General features: G+C 62.3%; 15 protein-coding genes. 6 read left to right on the top strand and 9 right to left on the bottom strand.

The window, feature by feature from the left end; genetic code table 11:
• The 3 genes from AAGQ88_RS23595 to AAGQ88_RS23585 are packed head-to-tail and all read left to right on the top strand — an operon-like array spanning nt 1 to nt 1904.
• Entirely contained in the window at nt 1–888 is an 888-nt protein-coding gene (locus tag AAGQ88_RS23595; RefSeq protein WP_285424165.1) for a type II secretion system F family protein, read from the top strand.
• 9 nt (nt 889–897) lie between these two features.
• Nucleotides 898–1626 carry a tetratricopeptide repeat protein gene (locus tag AAGQ88_RS23590; RefSeq protein ID WP_342653741.1) on the top strand — a complete coding sequence of 243 codons (729 nt, stop codon included), beginning with the start codon at nt 898–900 and terminating at the stop codon, nt 1624–1626.
• Complete coding sequence (locus AAGQ88_RS23585; protein ID WP_342653740.1) at nt 1623–1904, top strand: DUF3613 domain-containing protein; 282 nt, start codon at nt 1623–1625, stop codon at nt 1902–1904. The genes AAGQ88_RS23590 and AAGQ88_RS23585 overlap by 4 nt, the downstream gene beginning before the upstream one ends.
• A gap of 783 nt (nt 1905–2687) precedes the next feature.
• Here AAGQ88_RS23585 and AAGQ88_RS23580 read toward each other — a convergent pair.
• Nucleotides 2688–3455, bottom strand: a complete 768-nt coding sequence (locus tag AAGQ88_RS23580; RefSeq protein WP_342653739.1) for a response regulator transcription factor — start codon at nt 3453–3455, stop codon at nt 2688–2690.
• Nucleotides 3456–3605: 150 nt separating this feature from the next.
• On the bottom strand, nt 3606–4076 hold the full coding sequence (locus AAGQ88_RS23575) for a prepilin peptidase (RefSeq protein ID WP_342653738.1): 471 nt from the start codon (nt 4074–4076) through the stop codon (nt 3606–3608).
• A 75-nt stretch (nt 4077–4151) separates the two neighbouring features.
• Between AAGQ88_RS23575 and AAGQ88_RS23570 the strand changes: the two genes are divergently transcribed.
• Nucleotides 4152–4610 carry a TadE/TadG family type IV pilus assembly protein gene (locus AAGQ88_RS23570; RefSeq protein WP_285426202.1) on the top strand — a complete coding sequence of 153 codons (459 nt, stop codon included), beginning with the start codon at nt 4152–4154 and terminating at the stop codon, nt 4608–4610.
• Nucleotides 4600–7353, top strand: a complete 2754-nt coding sequence (locus AAGQ88_RS23565) for an ATP-binding protein (RefSeq protein WP_342653737.1) — start codon at nt 4600–4602, stop codon at nt 7351–7353. Before AAGQ88_RS23570 ends, AAGQ88_RS23565 begins: the two co-directional genes overlap by 11 nt.
• A 33-nt stretch (nt 7354–7386) precedes the next feature.
• On the opposite strand, the gene AAGQ88_RS23560 is transcribed toward AAGQ88_RS23565, so the two are convergent.
• The 7 genes from AAGQ88_RS23560 to AAGQ88_RS23530 all read right to left on the bottom strand — a co-directional run bounded on the left by AAGQ88_RS23560 (nt 7387) and on the right by AAGQ88_RS23530 (nt 14217).
• Nucleotides 7387–9249, bottom strand: a complete 1863-nt coding sequence (locus tag AAGQ88_RS23560) for a pilus assembly protein TadG-related protein (RefSeq protein WP_342653736.1) — start codon at nt 9247–9249, stop codon at nt 7387–7389.
• A 158-nt stretch (nt 9250–9407) separates the two neighbouring features.
• On the bottom strand, nt 9408–9974 hold the full coding sequence (locus tag AAGQ88_RS23555) for a DUF4136 domain-containing protein (RefSeq protein ID WP_093464797.1): 567 nt from the start codon (nt 9972–9974) through the stop codon (nt 9408–9410).
• A gap of 43 nt (nt 9975–10017) precedes the next feature.
• Complete coding sequence (locus tag AAGQ88_RS23550; RefSeq protein WP_093464794.1) at nt 10018–10641, bottom strand: DUF4136 domain-containing protein; 624 nt, start codon at nt 10639–10641, stop codon at nt 10018–10020.
• Between the two features lie 20 nt (nt 10642–10661).
• Complete coding sequence (locus AAGQ88_RS23545) at nt 10662–11411, bottom strand: methyltransferase (protein WP_285426206.1); 750 nt, start codon at nt 11409–11411, stop codon at nt 10662–10664.
• Nucleotides 11408–11713 carry a nucleotide pyrophosphohydrolase gene (locus tag AAGQ88_RS23540; protein WP_093464788.1) on the bottom strand — a complete coding sequence of 102 codons (306 nt, stop codon included), beginning with the start codon at nt 11711–11713 and terminating at the stop codon, nt 11408–11410. The genes AAGQ88_RS23545 and AAGQ88_RS23540 overlap by 4 nt, the downstream gene beginning before the upstream one ends.
• A gap of 227 nt (nt 11714–11940) precedes the next feature.
• The gene (locus AAGQ88_RS23535) at nt 11941–12798 is read right to left on the bottom strand and encodes a MaoC/PaaZ C-terminal domain-containing protein (protein WP_342653735.1); all 858 of its coding nucleotides are present in this window, start codon (nt 12796–12798) and stop codon (nt 11941–11943) included.
• Between the two features lie 63 nt (nt 12799–12861).
• Nucleotides 12862–14217, bottom strand: coding sequence for a 3-oxoacyl-ACP reductase (locus tag AAGQ88_RS23530; protein ID WP_342653734.1), 1356 nt, complete (start codon nt 14215–14217; stop codon nt 12862–12864).
• A gap of 468 nt (nt 14218–14685) precedes the next feature.
• Between AAGQ88_RS23530 and AAGQ88_RS23525 the strand changes: the two genes are divergently transcribed.
• Nucleotides 14686–15963 carry an acetyl-CoA C-acetyltransferase gene (locus AAGQ88_RS23525; RefSeq protein ID WP_342653733.1) on the top strand — a complete coding sequence of 426 codons (1278 nt, stop codon included), beginning with the start codon at nt 14686–14688 and terminating at the stop codon, nt 15961–15963.
• The last annotated feature ends 28 nt before the right edge of the window (nt 15964–15991 follow it).

The raw sequence follows: 15991 nt of genomic DNA, 5'->3' as shown, positions 1-15991 counted from the left end.
ATGGCCTTGCTGCTCAGCGCCTTCCTGTTTGCCGCCGCCGGTTTCTTTCTTCTGCTGTCGGTCGCCCGGCAACGGCGCAACGACCGTCACGTCATCTCCCGTTTGCAAGGCAAGGTCGCGCGCGACAGCCGGGTCGGCAGCCTGCTGCGGCTGTTGGGCGACAGCCGCTTCGGGCAGCGCTCGGTCAGCCTGGACAGCGAAACGCAGATCCTGCTCAACCGGCTGGGCTGGCGTCGTGCGAGCCAGCGCTCGCTGTTCGCGGCGCTGCAGATCGGTGTGCCGATTGCGGCGGTGTGTGTGGTGATGCTGGTGCAGACGCTGTTTTTCGCTGACACCGCTTACCCGCTCATGGCACCGATGTTCGCGCTGGGGCTTGGGTATCTGGCGCCCAAGCGCATTCTGGCCTCGGCCGCTGCACACCGGCAGAAGCGAGCAGGTGCTGAAATCGGTACGTTCATTCCTTTGCTGCGCATTCTGTTCGAGTCCGGTATGGCCGTGGAACAAGCCCTGCGCGTGCTCAGCAACGAAGGGCGGGAATTGCTGCCGGTGCTGTCCTCGGAGCTGCGCGTGTTGCTGGTGCGTGTCGATTCCGGGCTGGAACTGGGCGAGGAGCTGAACAAGATCGCGGCCATGCTGGCGGTGGATGAGTTCAGCGACACCTGCGTGATCCTCAATCAGCTGATCCACCAGGGCGGCGGCGCGATGAAGTCGCTGCTGTCGCTCAAGGACCTGATCGACGATCGACGCCTGACCCGCTTGCAGGAGTACATCTCCAAGCTCTCGGGAAAGATGTCGGTGGTGATGATGGTGTTTCTGTTTCCCGCCCTGCTGATCGTGATCGCGGGGCCGGGATTCACTGCAATCGGCAAAGCGCTGTCTGCCAATTAGGGAGCTCGTATGAAGAGTGTCATCGCGATATTGGGATTGGTCCTGCTCAGCGGCTGCGCGAGCGATAGCAGCGCGCGCTGGCTGGCGGGGACGAATGCGGGCGGCTGTGGCAAGCCGACGTCCGACCAGGAGCTGGCGCTGAACATGGCTCAGGACATGGCCGACGAAGGACGCCTGCACGCCAGCCTCGCGCATCTGGAAAGCCTCCCGCCGGACCTTGCCGACGTCAGGCTGCGCAAGGCCCGGGTGCTGCGTCTGCTGGGCAGCAACGAGGCCGAGCCGCTGTACAAAAGCCTGCTCGGCACTTGCCGCGCGGCTGAGGGCGAACACGGTCTGGGGCAACTGGCGGCGGCGCGCGGGGACAACGGTCAGGCATTGATGCACCTGCAGGCCGCCGTGAAGCTGTCACCCACCGACGAGAAAATTCGCAACGATCTGGGCGTCGTTTACCTCAACCAGTTGAAGCTGGAACAGGCACGGTTTCAGTTCCTGACCGCCATCGAACTGAAGCAGTCGGACTCGCTCGCCGCACTGAACCTGGTGACGTTGCTGATCTACCAGGATGACTGGACGCATGCAGCCGAACTGGTGTCGCGGGCAGGGCTGACACCCGATCAGGTCAATGCCGCGCAGGCGCGTGCCGACCAACTCAAATCCGCTCCCGGCAGCTCGCCCGTCAAGGCCGACAAGGTGGCAGCCGTGATTGATTCCACCGTCGTTGCAGGGAGACAGCCATGAGAGGCACTTCATTACTGGGATGTTGCCTGCTGGCCACGGCAGGCCTGGTGCACGCCATCGAGCCCGGGCCGTCCTCCGACACGCAGAAGCAGACCGATGCCTGGCTGCAATTGCAGGCCAGCGGCAGGGCGGCGTCCCCCATCCCACAGCCTTCCAGCCCGATCGAACGCGACCTGAGCATGCAACGCTGGCTGAACAGCTATCAGCATCCGATTCCTGAATTCTTCAAACAGGACACAGGTGGACAAGTGTCGAATGGCGGCTCCGGCGGCAATTGACTTGATTCAGATAAATCTAAAGCCGGCCCTACGAAAACACCCCCTTCGAGCTACGGCGTACCACCCGACGCTTTCCCGGCTGAAGCCGGTCCTACAAGGCTTGCGGCGTCCGTAGGACCGGCTTCAGCCGGGAAGAGGCCGGTATAGGCTGTGGAGATGCAGCAGGCGTGAATCTTCGCGAGCAAGCTCACTCCCACTGGATTTGTGCTGGCCGGGGAATTCGGGAGGCTCGGAGATCCATCTGGAAGCGAGCCAACAGTCTTTAACGCCCCTTCGATCTACGGCGTATCACCCGACGCTTTCCCGGCTGAAGCCGGTCCTACGGAGAGCTTGAGATATCTGTAGGACCGGCTTCAGCCGGGAAGAGGCCGGTATAGGCTGTGGAGAGGCAGCAGGCGTGAATCTTCGCGAGCAAGCTCACTCCTACAGGATTTGTGCTGGCCGGGGAATTCGGGAGGCCAGGAGATCCATCTGGGAGCGAGCCAACAGTCTTTAACGCCCCTTCGATCTACGGCGTACCACCCGACGCTTTCCCGGCTGAAGCCGGTCCTACGGAGAGCTTGAGGTATCTGTAGGACCGGCTTCAGCCGGGAAGAGGCCGGTATAGGCTTTGGAGATGCAGCGGGCAGGCGTGAGTCTTCGCGAGCAAGCTCACTCCTACAGGGTTGTGCGTCACGTCAGACACCCTCAACTTCCCCGTTGCACTCGCCCGAAAGCTGCTCCTTTTGTCAGCGTCAGAACGTGCCGTTCAGGAGCAGCTTGGCGGGAGGCCGTCAGAGGTGTTCAATGCGCCGTCACGCGCCCGCGGGCCAAGGCGTTGTTGGGCGACATGGCCAGCGCCAGTTGCGTGCGGTTGTGCATGTGAGTCAGCCGCAACACCTGCGACACATACAGTTTGACGGTGTTTTCGGTGATGCCGAGCTCACAGGCAATCTGGTAGTTGGTCTGGCCTTTGCCGACCAGTTTGGCGACGTCCAGCTGACGCGGTGACAGCTGCTCGAAGATGGCGGGCATTTCGAATTCGCTGTCGCTTTCGGACAGCACGGGTTGGGCGAATCGCCGGGTTCTGTCCAGGTCCTGGCAGAGGTCGTCGATCGACGCGGCCAGAAATTGCAGCTTGTCGTTGAGGTGACCCAGGTGCTGGACGTTTTTGCCCCTTTCCGCCAGCGACTCTTCCTGCCGCTGCACGCCCACCAGCAACTCATTGAGGTCGACCGGCTTCTGGTAGTAATCGGCGATGCCCGCCCGTAAGGCCTTGATCACGTCCTGCTTCTCAGCCTGGCCGGTGAGCATGATCGACTCGAAGATCCGCGTCTTGCCCGCCAGCAGCTTCATCGCTTCGACCAGTTCGATGCCGTTGAGGCCCGGCATGTCCAGGTCGCACAGTACGATGGCGATCTCGGCGTCGTCGCGGAACCGCTCAAGCGCTTCGCGACTTGAATAGCAGGAGACACAGCGATAGCCGCTGCCTTCCAGAAACTCACTGATTTCGTCGACGATGAGTGGCTGGTCGTCGACCACCAGCACTTTTACAGCCGAAAACTTGTTCACTCGCTACTCCCTGCTGCGGCTACAACTGACCGAAACCCGGTGCCATGTTGTCCATCATCACGGCCATCCAGAAGGACTTCACTGTCCGGGCGTACGGATAAACCTAGCCGCACTTACCGACGATGTACATAGAGTGAACCGGCCACACGACTAGTGGATAAAGGCCACGGTCATGGCGAAACCCAGGAACAGGAACGGCACGAATGGATGCTTGTTTGACGTCGTCGACAACAGACCGGGATAACGCCGTGTAAGTCGTTGACCCATAACGGGCGCGATTTTTTGACGCGTCAGCAGCCAGATCACATTCGTCACGCCAGCGCCGATGAACGTCCCGAGAATGTGCAGGCTGTCGCTGGCCAGGGCAACGGCGATCAGAACCTTTACATCGCCTGCGCCCAATCGGTTTAGGGCATAACCGGGCAAGGTCATGGCCAGTGTCAGCAACAACGCCCAACCCGCCTGATCCATCGGCGCGCCGAGCCAGCCGTGGCCGTTTATCAGCAGGTAGACCAGCGCGATCAGCCCTCCCGCAAAGCTCAGTCCATTTGAAACCCGTCTGGCGCGGGCGTCCTGGTCCGCGCACAGGGCGAACCAGAGCAGTAGGAAAAGTAAATTCATTGAGTAAAAAACGTCCTGTTTTCTGGAAAGAATCTATGCTCTTTGCAAGGTAGCACTGTCAGGGCAGACGTCGGCATGCGCAGGATTTCCCGCAACTTTTCTCCATCCAGGCAAAACGGTGCCGCTGCCATCGAGTTTGCGCTGGTCTTCGTGATTTTCTTCGCTGTTTTCTATGGGCTGGTCGCTTACAGCCTGCCGCTGCTGATGATGCAATCGTTCAACAATGCCGCCGCCGAAGCGGTGCGCCAGAGCGTTGCCATCAGCCCCAGCGTCGCTGGATACAAGGGACTGGTGACCAGCCAGGCCAACGATGCGCTGAACAAACAGTTGGCCTGGATTCCCTCCGCCTTCGGGTTCAGCGTCGGCACGAATACCGCTGTCACGTTCGACGGCAAACTGCTGAAGGTCAGGATTGAATACCCCAAGAGCAAGCTGACTCAAGTCATGCCGGTGCTGACGCTTCCGTTGATCGGCGACGTGCCCAATCTGCCCCCTTCTCTCACTGCTGAAGCGAGCCTGCAACTTGCCCCTTAAAAACGACATCAACCGCTGGCTCGGTCGCGCCGACGCGCCGCCGCAGCCTTTGCCCGCGCAAGTGGAGCCTGCTTCGTTCAGTGCAGACTGGCACATGCAGCTGGACGAGGAAGGGCGCGTCACGGGTATCAGCAAACCGATGCGTGCCGCGTTGGGGATTGCCGCAGCGCCGGTGCCTGCGCAGCGTCTGCTGGGTTACCTGATGCCCAGCAGCGCATTGGTGGTCGAAGGCGTTCCGCAGGACTGGCTGGGCCACATGCTCGATCTGGATTTCAAGCGGCCCAACGGTCAGATTCTGCACACGCGGGGCTGGGTTCAGGCTCAGGGACAGCACTGGCTGCTGCAGTTGCTCGACATCGGCGATTTGATGGAAGAGGCGAACATTGCTCAAAGCCGTCAGCAGTGTCTGCGTCTGGCGGGGCAGTTGGCGGAGAAGGTTCGCGGCTGTCATCTGGACCGGTTGCAAACGGTCGCCGCCGAGCAGCTCGAAGAGCTGGCGCAGAGTTACCGCGTGCCTTGTCTGGCGCTCGCGTTGCCCGAGCCCGGCGCCACCGGGTGGCGCATCTACGCGCATTACAACGCGCACACCGCGCCGCAGTTATGGCAGGACGGGCAGCGGCTGGGAACCGATCTGGACTCGCTCGCCGGCACGGTGGTTCATCAGATCGATTTCGAGCGTGAGAGCCCTCTGGCACATCTGCAAAATGACTTCGGCAATACCGAAGGTTTTCTGGTCCCGCACCACAAGGAAGGCATTGCCAAGGCCTGGCTGTTGTTTGGTTTCTACAACGCCGCCGGGCAGGTGCCCGACCTGGGCGATCGTGAATGGATGAACCTGTGTTCGGCGCTTGCCGGCCCGATTCTGTATCGCCAGGCCGATCAGGCGCACCGGCATCAACTGGAGCGTCTGGCGGTCTTGCAGGACTTGCTGGGAACGGGCTGGTGGGAATTACTGCCGGACAGCGGCGAGGTGCAGTTGGCGCCACAGCTGGCGCGAACCCTGGCCCTGCCTGAGCAAAGCGATGTCCTGTCCCTCGAACAATGGCTGCAGCTCATCCATCCCGCTGATCGACATGAATTCGAGAGCCGCCTGACCCTGCTCAGCGACCACGGCACGCCGATGCTGGCGTGCGTCAGGCTGCAACAGCAGGACGGCGACGCACCGGTCTGGTTGCGCATTCAGGGGCAAGCGCTGGGCAGCGGGCAAACGCGTCGGGTGTTGGGCTTCATGCTTGACGTCAGTGACATCAAGAATCAGGAAACCGAAGCGGCCGCCGCCCATGCGCGACTGGATAACCTGATCGCCAGCTCACCTGCGGTGATTTACGTGCTGGAGTACGACCAGGGCAGCCTCGAGCCCACCTTTTTCAGCGCCAGCCTGACGCCATTGCTGGGCTGGACTCAGGCCGAATGCGGCGACGGCCTGCTCACGCAATACATTCACCCCGAAGACCGCGACATCTGGTTCCAGCGCACGCGGCAGTTGCTGCGCGAAGGCGTTGTCAGTTGTCGATACCGGCTGCGCGACAAGAAGGGCGAATATCACTGGCTTCTCGACGAGGCGCGGTTGCTGCGCGACGATTTGGGTATGCCGGTCGAAGCCGTGGGTTTGTGGCTGGACGTTACCGAGGCCACGCAGGCGACTGAGCGGGTGCGCGAGAGCGAGGAGCGTTATCGGATTCTGGTCGAGGACTCTCCCGCGATGATCTGCCGCTACACGCCGGATCTGGTGCTCAGCTTCGGCAACCGCCCGCTGGCGGACTATCTGGAGTGCACCCCGCAGCAATTGCCCGGGGTGAATCTGGGCGAGTGGTTTTCCGCCGAGCAAAAGGCCGCTTTCCTCAAACGCATCGCCGAGCTGACCCCCGAGTCGCCGATGGGCAACGCCGAAGTCTGCCTAGAGCTGCCTGGCCGCGAGCATGCCTGGTGGGTCTGGGCTGATCGCGGCGTCTTTGATGAAAGCGGCAAGCTGATCGAGATTCAGGCGGTGGCGCGGGACAATACTGAAATTCGCCGTACCCGCATGCAGCTCAACCAGAGCGCCAAGATGGCGACGCTGGGCGAGATGGCAACCGGTCTTGCACACGAGATCAACCAGCCACTCAACGTCATGCGCATGGCGGTCGTGAACGTGCTCAAACGGCTGAGCAATGGTGAGGTGGAAATCGACTATCTGACCGACAAACTCAACCGCATCGACACCCAGGTCCAGCGCGCGGCGCGGGTCGTCAATCACATGCGCGTGTTCGGTCGGCGGTCGGAAATCGAGCAGCAGCTTTTCGACCCGATCGACGCGGTGGAAGGCACGCTGAACATGCTCGCCGAGGGCATGAAGGGCAAGGGCGTGGAACTGCGGGTCGGTGATGCGGGACCTCGCGTGCAGGTGCGTGGGCATGTCGATCAACTGGAGCAGGTGTTGATCAACCTGATGGTTAACGCTCGTGACGCGCTGCTGTCCAGGCAGGAGAAAGACCGCAGCTTCGAGCCGTGGATCGCCCTGACCGTGGAGCAGGATGCGCAGACCCTCTGGCTGGTCGTGGAGGACAACGGCGGCGGCATCGACCCGCGCCTGCTGGAACGTATCTTCGAGCCGTTTTTCACCACCAAACCTGTCGGCGTCGGCACCGGGCTGGGATTGTCGGTGAGCTACGGCATCGTCGAGCAAATGGGCGGACGGCTGAGCGTCAGTAACTCCAGCGAGGGTGCGTGCTTCCGGATCGCCTTGCCGATCGTGCGCGAGTGAGCGCCATTCACCTGCGCCGCCGTACCTCGTCTTTCAGATCACCAGCACTGCCTGTGCGGGGTGGCAACTGAGGTTCGCGCCCACGTTGACGTTGGCGATGTTCACGCCGAGATTCTTCAGGACGATGTTCAGCAGCGGATCGAGCAGCGGGCCGATCAGTGTGCCAAGCAATCCGGTCACGGTACTGACGAGCACATTGATTGCCCCAGTCACCAGATTGAGCACGGCCCCGAGCAGGCCGCTGTTGCTCGCTGTGTGCAACACCAGCGGATTGTTCAGGCCGGTCCCCAGTTTGGTGACGATATTGGGGTCGCCGTTCAGCGCCAGCACGGGCGAGGGCGGTGCTCCGATTTGTGCCGGCGCGGTGAAGTTCAGCATGGTCCGGTTTGCCGCAACGGGGAGATTGACCATCAGCCCGGCGCCTCCGCCGCCGAAATCCACTCGCGGCGTTCCGGTGCGCACGTTCAACAACACCAGTTCCTGAGGTGACGGCAGGTCCTTGAGCGACGAACTCCAGACGCTGCCATCGATCTTGCCGATCTTGAGTTTGATCAGCGCCGTGTTGGTGTCCGCAGCCAGGGTCTTGGTCGCATCGGAAGCACAGGTAAAACCCGTCACGTGGCTGTTCGCGCTTGCGGCTTCCAGGCTGATGTCGAGCGTCAACGGTGCAGGCGCGATCTGAACATCGGCGTTCAGCAGCGCCAGCAAAAGGCTGATCGTGCTGCTCGCCAGATTGAGCGCAGGGCCTAGCGAACTCAGGTCCACAGTGGTCAGCGTCCGCACTTGCGCGGTGCGCACGTAGATCTGGTTCGGGTCGTTGCTGTTGGCGGTCGCCAGTCGCGGATCCCCGGCGGCAGAGAGCTGTGACGCTTCGACGATCTTCACTTTGGTGGTCAGCCCCACCAGCCCCAGTACGTTGGCAGGCACGGTGGCATAAAGCGCGCTGTTGCTGTTGGCGACCTGCACGAAGCCCTGAACCAGACCGAAGACGTTCAGGTTGGTGTTGAGGCCCGCGGAGGGCAGGCCGGTTTGCAGGTTCAGCAGGTTCTGAAGCTTGATGGTGGTGCCGCTGGCGATGGTATTCACCGCGCCCAGGCCATTGAGCGCGACCTGCACGGCGGAGTCGTTCTGCGGCAGAACCGTCGCTGCCGTGCTGAGCAGCTGTTTGATGGAGATGTTGGTCGCCAGCAGCGAGGTGTAATCGCCCGCTTTGGCATTGATATCGAGGGCCAGACGGTCCAGGTAGTTGAGCAGGTTGATGTTGGCGTTCGCCAGGCCATTCCAACCCGCTGCGCTGATATTGAGCGTGCCGCCGAGCAGTCCGCCCCACAGCGTGTTGAGCAGGCCGGCCTGGGTGCTGTCGACGGTGGCCAGGGTGCTGTTGATCGTCAGTTGCGCCAGTGGTGGCAAAGGCGGCGTTGCCACTGCGACGGCGCTCAGCTGGATGTCCGCCGGAGTCGGCTCGCTGTCGAACAGGGCGCCGATACCTGCGGCGATGCTGCGCGCCACCGTGTGGCTGACGATCACCTGAATCGCGTCCGCTTTGCTCGCATCGGCTGTGAAAACCCGTCGGCTATTGGCATCGCTGGTCAGCGTTCCGCAGCGGGTGGTCATGCTGCGCGTGTTGTCGCTGACGGTGAAGCCATTGCGCGTTGCGCTTTGCGTGGCGTAGCCGGTGGCGGTATTGCCGCCGCTGCAAGCGCCGAACAGGCTCGCCGCTTCGAGTGCGGCCATATCGGCGACGCGCTGCAGATTGCGCTTCTCGAGAAACAGACGGCCGCTGTCGATCACCACCAGCATGAACATCAGTGCGAGCGCCATGGTCAGCGCCGCGAGCAGTCCGATCGCGCCCCGCTGCCGATCCCGCCGGGGGCCACAGTACATCAGGGGAGACATCCAGCACTCCTTCGGCAAAGCCGTCGCTACTCACCCGAGTTTGAAGGGAGTGTAGTTGGCGTGCAGGCAGTTACAAGCGGCACGCTACAGGCTTCAAGCAGGTATCGTTGCTTGCGTCTGCAGCGTGCGGTGCAGGGATGCGGCGACTATTTGGGCGACTATCGGGGCGGGTATTGCTGGAGGATTTTCTGCACGGTCTGGCGCAACGCCAGCTCACGCGCTGCCGGGTTGGCGGTGCCGTCATTAACGATTTGTTCGGTGCTGCCGCGCCAGACCAGCTTGCCGTCCTTGCCATCGAGCATGTCGATCTGCAGCGTCGACACCTTGTAATCGACGTTACGCGTCTCGGAACCGATTGGCCCACCCCAGTAACCGCCCCACGGATTGCCCCAATAGCCGCCACCGCCATAGTTGGTGGTGACCATTTGCTGGCGATTCTCGACGATCAGCCACGCCTGCACCTGCACATCGGCACGGGCGCCGGGTGCCGCCATGCGCAGCCCGCGCTGGTCAAGCTGTTCGCCGACCGACTGGCGAATGCGCTGTTCGGTCAGGTCGCTTTTGATGCGGGGATCGTCAGGTTGATATTGCAGGCCGGGTTCTTTCCAGGCCCAGGTTCGATAGCCACCGAAATCCCGCTGCGCGTCGAAGTCACGGTTGACCCGATCGGTCTGGCAGGCGCTGAGCAACAGGGCGACACACACGACTGCGATACAGCGGAACATGATGATTCTCCAGAAGCACTGACTGATGAGAAAACAGCGTGGATCAGGACGGCGGGTAGGCGGTCAAGGCGCGTTGCACCGCCTGGCGCAGCGCCTTGGCGCGGTCTGACTGATCGCCGCCGCTGCTGGTCTCGGCGCTGGCGCTCCAGACCGGCTGGCCGCTGCGGGCGTCGAACATGCTGATGCTCACGACAACGACCTGCTCCTGATACGTGCGCACGATCGGCACGCTGGCGTAGCCGCCGTAACCACGCCGATAGCCATCGTAATAGCCCACCCCGGCGCCGCCGTAGTAAGGATCGTAATAATCGTCGCGCACCTGACGCAGCCGGGTTTCCATCCGCGTATTGGCCGTCACGCGCAGGTCTGCGCCTTGCGGGTTCTGCGAAGGGCGCAGGCCGCGCTGATCAAGGCCATTGCTGATGGCCTCGGCCACCTGAGAGGAGTCGGCCCACATCGTGCCGGGCGGCAATTGCCCGTTCAGCCAGGTCCAGTTGCGATAGCGCCCGAAATCCCGGGGCGCTGCGGGGTACGCCGTCATGTCGATGGCATTGGCAGCTTGCGGCGGCGCCGGTGGAATGGCGGCAGAAACGGCGGTGTAAGGATTCTGGCTCTGACAGGCAGCCAGACCAAGACAGGCAGTGAGCAAAGCGAGGCAGCGTTTCATGATGGTCTCCGCAGATAGCCTCAAACAGGTCGGCACATCCAGTGCAGATAACGTCCCAGTCCGGCAAAACTAGGGTGACGCCGATGCGCGAGCTCCATTTCCAGCAAATCTGCGAGTTCGGCCCTGGCCTGAAACTCAACTGGCATGTAATCGTGAAAAACCCGAACGCCACTCTGGGTTTCGACTCGCCACATGCCTCCAAGTTGCGCCGCTAATTCGCGCGGATCAAGAGGTTGTTGCGGGGTCAGGCTCTGTTTTTCACCGGCCAGGGTGTTGCGGCGCATTTTCTTGAAATGGCCCTTGAGCAGATTGCGGTAAACCAGTGCGTCGCGGTTATAGAACGCCAGCGACAACCAGCCATCGTTTCGGGTCAGTTGACGCAGCACCGGCAGGATCGTGAACGGCTCGGCCAGCCATTCCAGCACGGCGTGGCAGATCACCAGATCGTAAGGCTCGCTCAGTTGCGACGGCAGATCCTGCCAGGGCGCCTGGATGAATGTGGCCTTCTGGCCCGCGTCGGCGAAACGCTGACGGGCGCCCTCGAGCATGGGTTCGGCGGGTTCGGCGAGGGTGACCTCATGCCCGCGCTCTGCCAGCCACAACGACATATGACCCAGCCCGGCGCCGATATCCAGTACGCGAAGCGGACGGTCCGGCAGGCTTTCCGTCAGGTCCGCCTGCAACACGGCCAACCGGATCGCGCCTTTGGCGCCGCCATAGATTTTTTCGGCGAAGCGCGTCGCCAACTGATCGAAGTGCCGGTCACTCATTTGCTGAACCGCTGTTCGCTGTCGGCCAGCTTGGCGCGAACGACTTCGTTCATGTCCAATCCCAGCTCGCTGCACATTAGCAGCAGGTACAACACGATATCGCCCACCTCCTGACCTGCATGCGCCAGTTCATCGGCTGGCAACTGACGCGACTGGTCTTCGGTTTTCCACTGAAAAATCTCGACCAGCTCGGCCATTTCCACGCTGGCCGCCATCGCCAGGTTCTTCGGGCTGTGAAATTGTCGCCAGTCGTTGGTATCGCGGATGCGATGCAGGCGTTGAGTGAGTTCGTCGAGGTTCATGGGCAGGTCTCCTGAAGGTGCGTAGCTTCAGGGGGATGAGACGCAGAATCAAGCGCTCGTGATGGTAGCGGTATACGCACTGTAGGAGCGTGGCTTGTCCCGCGATCGGCTGCACAGCAGCCGCAAAACTGGCGAATAGATTTTGCCTGATGCCACGCGACCGACAGATCTGCTGCCGCTTCGCGCCAGATCGCGGGACAAGCCACGCTCCTACGCAAGCATGACTCTTACTCCGACGCTGGCTGCCAGCTCCCCGTCATGTGCACGATCCCTTCCTTGCCTTCAACCTTCAACTGACCATGGGATCCGGCCGCGCTGGCCGACAGCGTCACTTCGCTGGGCAGACGCACGGGCTTCTGGAATTCGACCGAGATGTCCACATTCGAAGCGGGCAGGTGATCATCCAATGCGGCCAGTGCCCGGCTTTTTATCCACAGCCCGTGAGCGATGGCCTTGGGGAAACCGAACAGTTTCGCGCTGGCATCGCTCAGATGAATCGGGTTGTAGTCGCCGCTCACCTTGGCGTACTGGCGCCCGATGTCGGACGGCGCGAACCACGTCGCCAACTCCGTCATCGGCAGTGGCTCGGGCTCACGCACCGCTTCGGGTTCACCCTCGATATGCACGCCGCGACACAACATCGTGCTATCTTCCTCCCAAAGCAGGCCCAGCGCGTCTTCGATCTGCGTGATCAGGCTGAACGTCGCCCCCTTTGCATGGGGCTTGAGATGGGCCACCCGCACACTGACCTGCGCCTTGATCACGCTCCCCAGCGGGCGGCGGATACTGATGCGGTTATGCAGGTGCACCAGCCCCAGCAAAGGAAACGGGAATTCCTTGTCCGTCAGCAGTTTCATCTGTAACGGGAACGCCAGCACATGGGGATACGTCGGCGGCAGCAGGCTGCCGGGCACGTAATCGCAGACCTTGGAAAAGGCCCTGACCTTCTCCGGATCCACCGACACCCAGCATCTGAGGCCCTGGTCGGGCAGTTGCGTGCCGCTGACCTTGCGGCGCAGCGCGGCCTGCATGAACAGCCCGGGCAATGCCGGTGGGGCGTCCAGATAGCGCCAATGTGCACTCATCGAGTTTCTCCCGTTCTACAGACTCGTTATCAGCGGCTGCGCTGCAGTTGCAGCATAGAAGGTTCAGGCGCCGATGACGCTCTGGCCGCAGACGCGGAGCACTTGCCCGCTGACTGAGCCTGAACCCGGCTGGCTCAACCACGCCACAGCCTCGGCGACGTCCTGCGGCAAGCCGCCCTGGCCCAGCGAACTCATGCGCCGCCCGGCCTCACGCAGGGCAAATGGCATGTGCGCCGTCATGCTGGTCTCGATAAAGCCAGGCGCCACTGCGTTGATGCTGATGCCGCGGGCCTTGAGCGATGGCGCCAATGCACGTGCAAGCCCGATCAGTCCGGCTTTGCTGGTGGTGTAGTTGGTCTGCCCGCGATTGCCCGCCAGCCCGCTGATCGACGCCATGAGAATCACGCTGCCGTTGTCGTGCAATGCACCCGCATCGATCAGCGCCTGAGTCAGCACCTGTGGGGCGTTCAGATTGACATTGAGGACCGAATCCCAGAGGTCGCTCGTCATGTTCGCCAGCGTTTTGTCCCGCGTGATGCCGGCGTTGTGCACGACGATGTCGAGCCCGCCGGGAATGTGTTCGATCAACTGGCTGGCGGCGTCCGGCGCACAGATATCCAGCACCAACGCCTGACCGCCAAGACGTGCGGCGAGGGCTTCCAGGTCCGACTTGGCCTGTGGAACATCCAGCAACACAATATTGGCGCCATCCCGGGCAAGGGTCTCGGCAATCGCGGCGCCGATGCCTCGTGCGGCGCCGGTCACCAGTGCCTTGCGTCCGGCCAGCGGGCGACTCCAGTCCTGCACCTGATGAGAACAGGCGCTCAGGCGGATCACCTGCCCGGATATGAACGCGCTTTTAGGCGAAAGGAAAAAGCGCAGTGCCCCTTCGAGCTGGTCTTTGGCGCCGTCTTCCACTTGCAACAGCTGAACCGTGCTGCCGTTGCGCATCTCCTTGGCCAGCGAGCGACTGAAGCCTTCGATGGCTTGCTGAGTGCTGGCTGCCAGGGGATCGCTCTGCGTATCAGGGGCGCGGGCGAGAATCACGATGTGCGCGCTGCTCTCCAGCTTGCGCAGGATCGGCTGAAAGAACTCCCGCAGCTGTGACAGTTGTGAGGCGTGGCGCAATTCACTCGCGTCGAAGACCACGGCCTTGACCTTGGATCCTTGCTCCGCGGACCAAGGATGAGCGCCCGTCAACGCCCCGCCGAAGCTGAGCAGCACGTCGGTCATGCGCGGCGCAAAGCTGCTCACGTGTTCGGCCAGCGGGCCACCACTCAACAGCAAGGCCCCTTCCACCGGCCGCAGACGCCCGGCCTGCCAGCGTTCCAGACGTGCAGGGGCGGGCAGCCCGACAGCTCCGACCAGCTTGCGACCGATGTCCGAGTTGGCGAAGTCAATGTAGCGATCGGATGCCATGGAACACTCTCCTTGAGTCTGGGTTCAAACCAGTGGACCACGCTGGTAGGTAATAGGTCCTACGCTGTTAGCTGCCAAAGCTTGTAGGGTGAGCCAGCTGTCTTTAACACGCCCTACGACCTACGGCATAACACCCGGCGGGTCCTACGGGAAGCTTGCAGCGTCTGTAGGACCGGCTTCAGCCGGGAAGGCTGCGCAGCAGTCGCAAAATCAACCACCGCGTTATGCCTGACACACCGCGTTCTTCGGTTTTGCTGCCGGTCCCCGGCAGATCGCGGGCAAGCGCGCTCCTACGGCAGGTGCAACAACTCAGGGTCTGGGAAAAATTGGACCTTCAACCAACTGATATCCGGTGGGCGTGAGCTTGCTCGCGATCGCTCTTGGACAGGCTGCACAGCGTCTGGCCCGATACGGCCGTGTTTGCGTCACCGATGCCTGCAATATCCAGAAAAGAAAAAGGAGATTTCAATGAGTCAGACACGTCGCGTGGCCATCGTCGGGGGCAATCGCATCCCGTTCGCCCGTTCCAATGGCGCGTACGCCACCGCCAGTAATCAGGACATGCTGACCGCCGCGCTGGAGGGCCTGATCGAACGCTTCAACCTGCACGGCTTGCGCATGGGGGAGGTGGTGGCGGGCGCAGTGCTCAAGCATTCCCGCGATTTCAACCTGACCCGCGAGTGCGTGCTCGGCTCACGCCTTTCCCCGCAAACGCCAGCCTATGACCTTCAGCAGGCCTGCGGCACGGGCCTGGAAGCAGCGCTGTTGGTGGCCAACAAGATTGCCCTCGGCCAGATCGAGTGCGGTATTGCCGGTGGCGTCGATACGACGTCCGATGCGCCGATTGGCGTGAATGAAGACCTTCGGCAAATACTGCTGCAGGTCAACCGCAGCAAGACCACGGCAGACAAGCTCAAGGCGCTGAGCCAGTTGCGCCTGCATAACCTCAAGCCCGAACTCCCGCGCAACGGCGAGCCGCGCACCGGTTTGTCCATGGGCCAGCACTGCGAGCTGATGGCTCAGACCTGGCACATTCCGCGCGATGCACAGGATCAGCTGGCGCTGGAGAGCCACCAGAAAATGGCCGCCGCTTATGCGGAAGGCTGGCAGGACGATCTGCTCACGCCCTTTCGCGGCCTGACACGGGATAACAACCTGCGCGCCGACGCCTCGCTGGACAAGCTCGCCTCGCTCAAGCCTGCCTACGAGCGCAGCGCGAAAGGGACGTTAACGGCCGGCAACTCGACGCCTCTGACCGATGGCGCCTCGCTCGTCCTGTTGGCCAGCGAAGACTGGGCGCGCGAGCGCGGCTTGCCGGTTCTGGCTTACTGGCGGGACGGCGAAGCCGCGGCAGTGGATTTCGTGCGCGGCGAAGAGGGCTTGCTGATGGCGCCGGTCTACGCCGTTCCACGCTTGCTGGCGCGCAACGGCCTGACGCTGCAGGATTTCGATTATTACGAAATCCACGAGGCCTTCGCCGCTCAAGTGCTGTGCACCTTGAAGGCCTGGGAAGACCCGGACTACTGCAAAACCCGGCTAGGTCTCGACGCGCCGTTGGGGGCGATTGATCGCAACAAGCTGAATGTGAAAGGCAGCTCCCTCGCAGCCGGCCACCCCTTCGCCGCCACCGGCGGCCGCATCGTCGCCAACCTCGCCAAGTTACTGAGCGTGGCGGGGCAGGGACGCGGGCTGATTTCGATCTGTGCGGCGGGCGGGCAGGGGGTGACGGCGATACTTGAGCGTTGAGGGCGTTCGTACACCAGATGCGCTTGTC

This window comes from Pseudomonas sp. F3-2 (genome assembly GCF_038804275.1).
Classification (GTDB): domain Bacteria; phylum Pseudomonadota; class Gammaproteobacteria; order Pseudomonadales; family Pseudomonadaceae; genus Aquipseudomonas.
The sequence above is the reverse complement of the archived record's forward strand: the minus strand, read 5'-3'. Positions and strand labels throughout refer to the sequence as shown.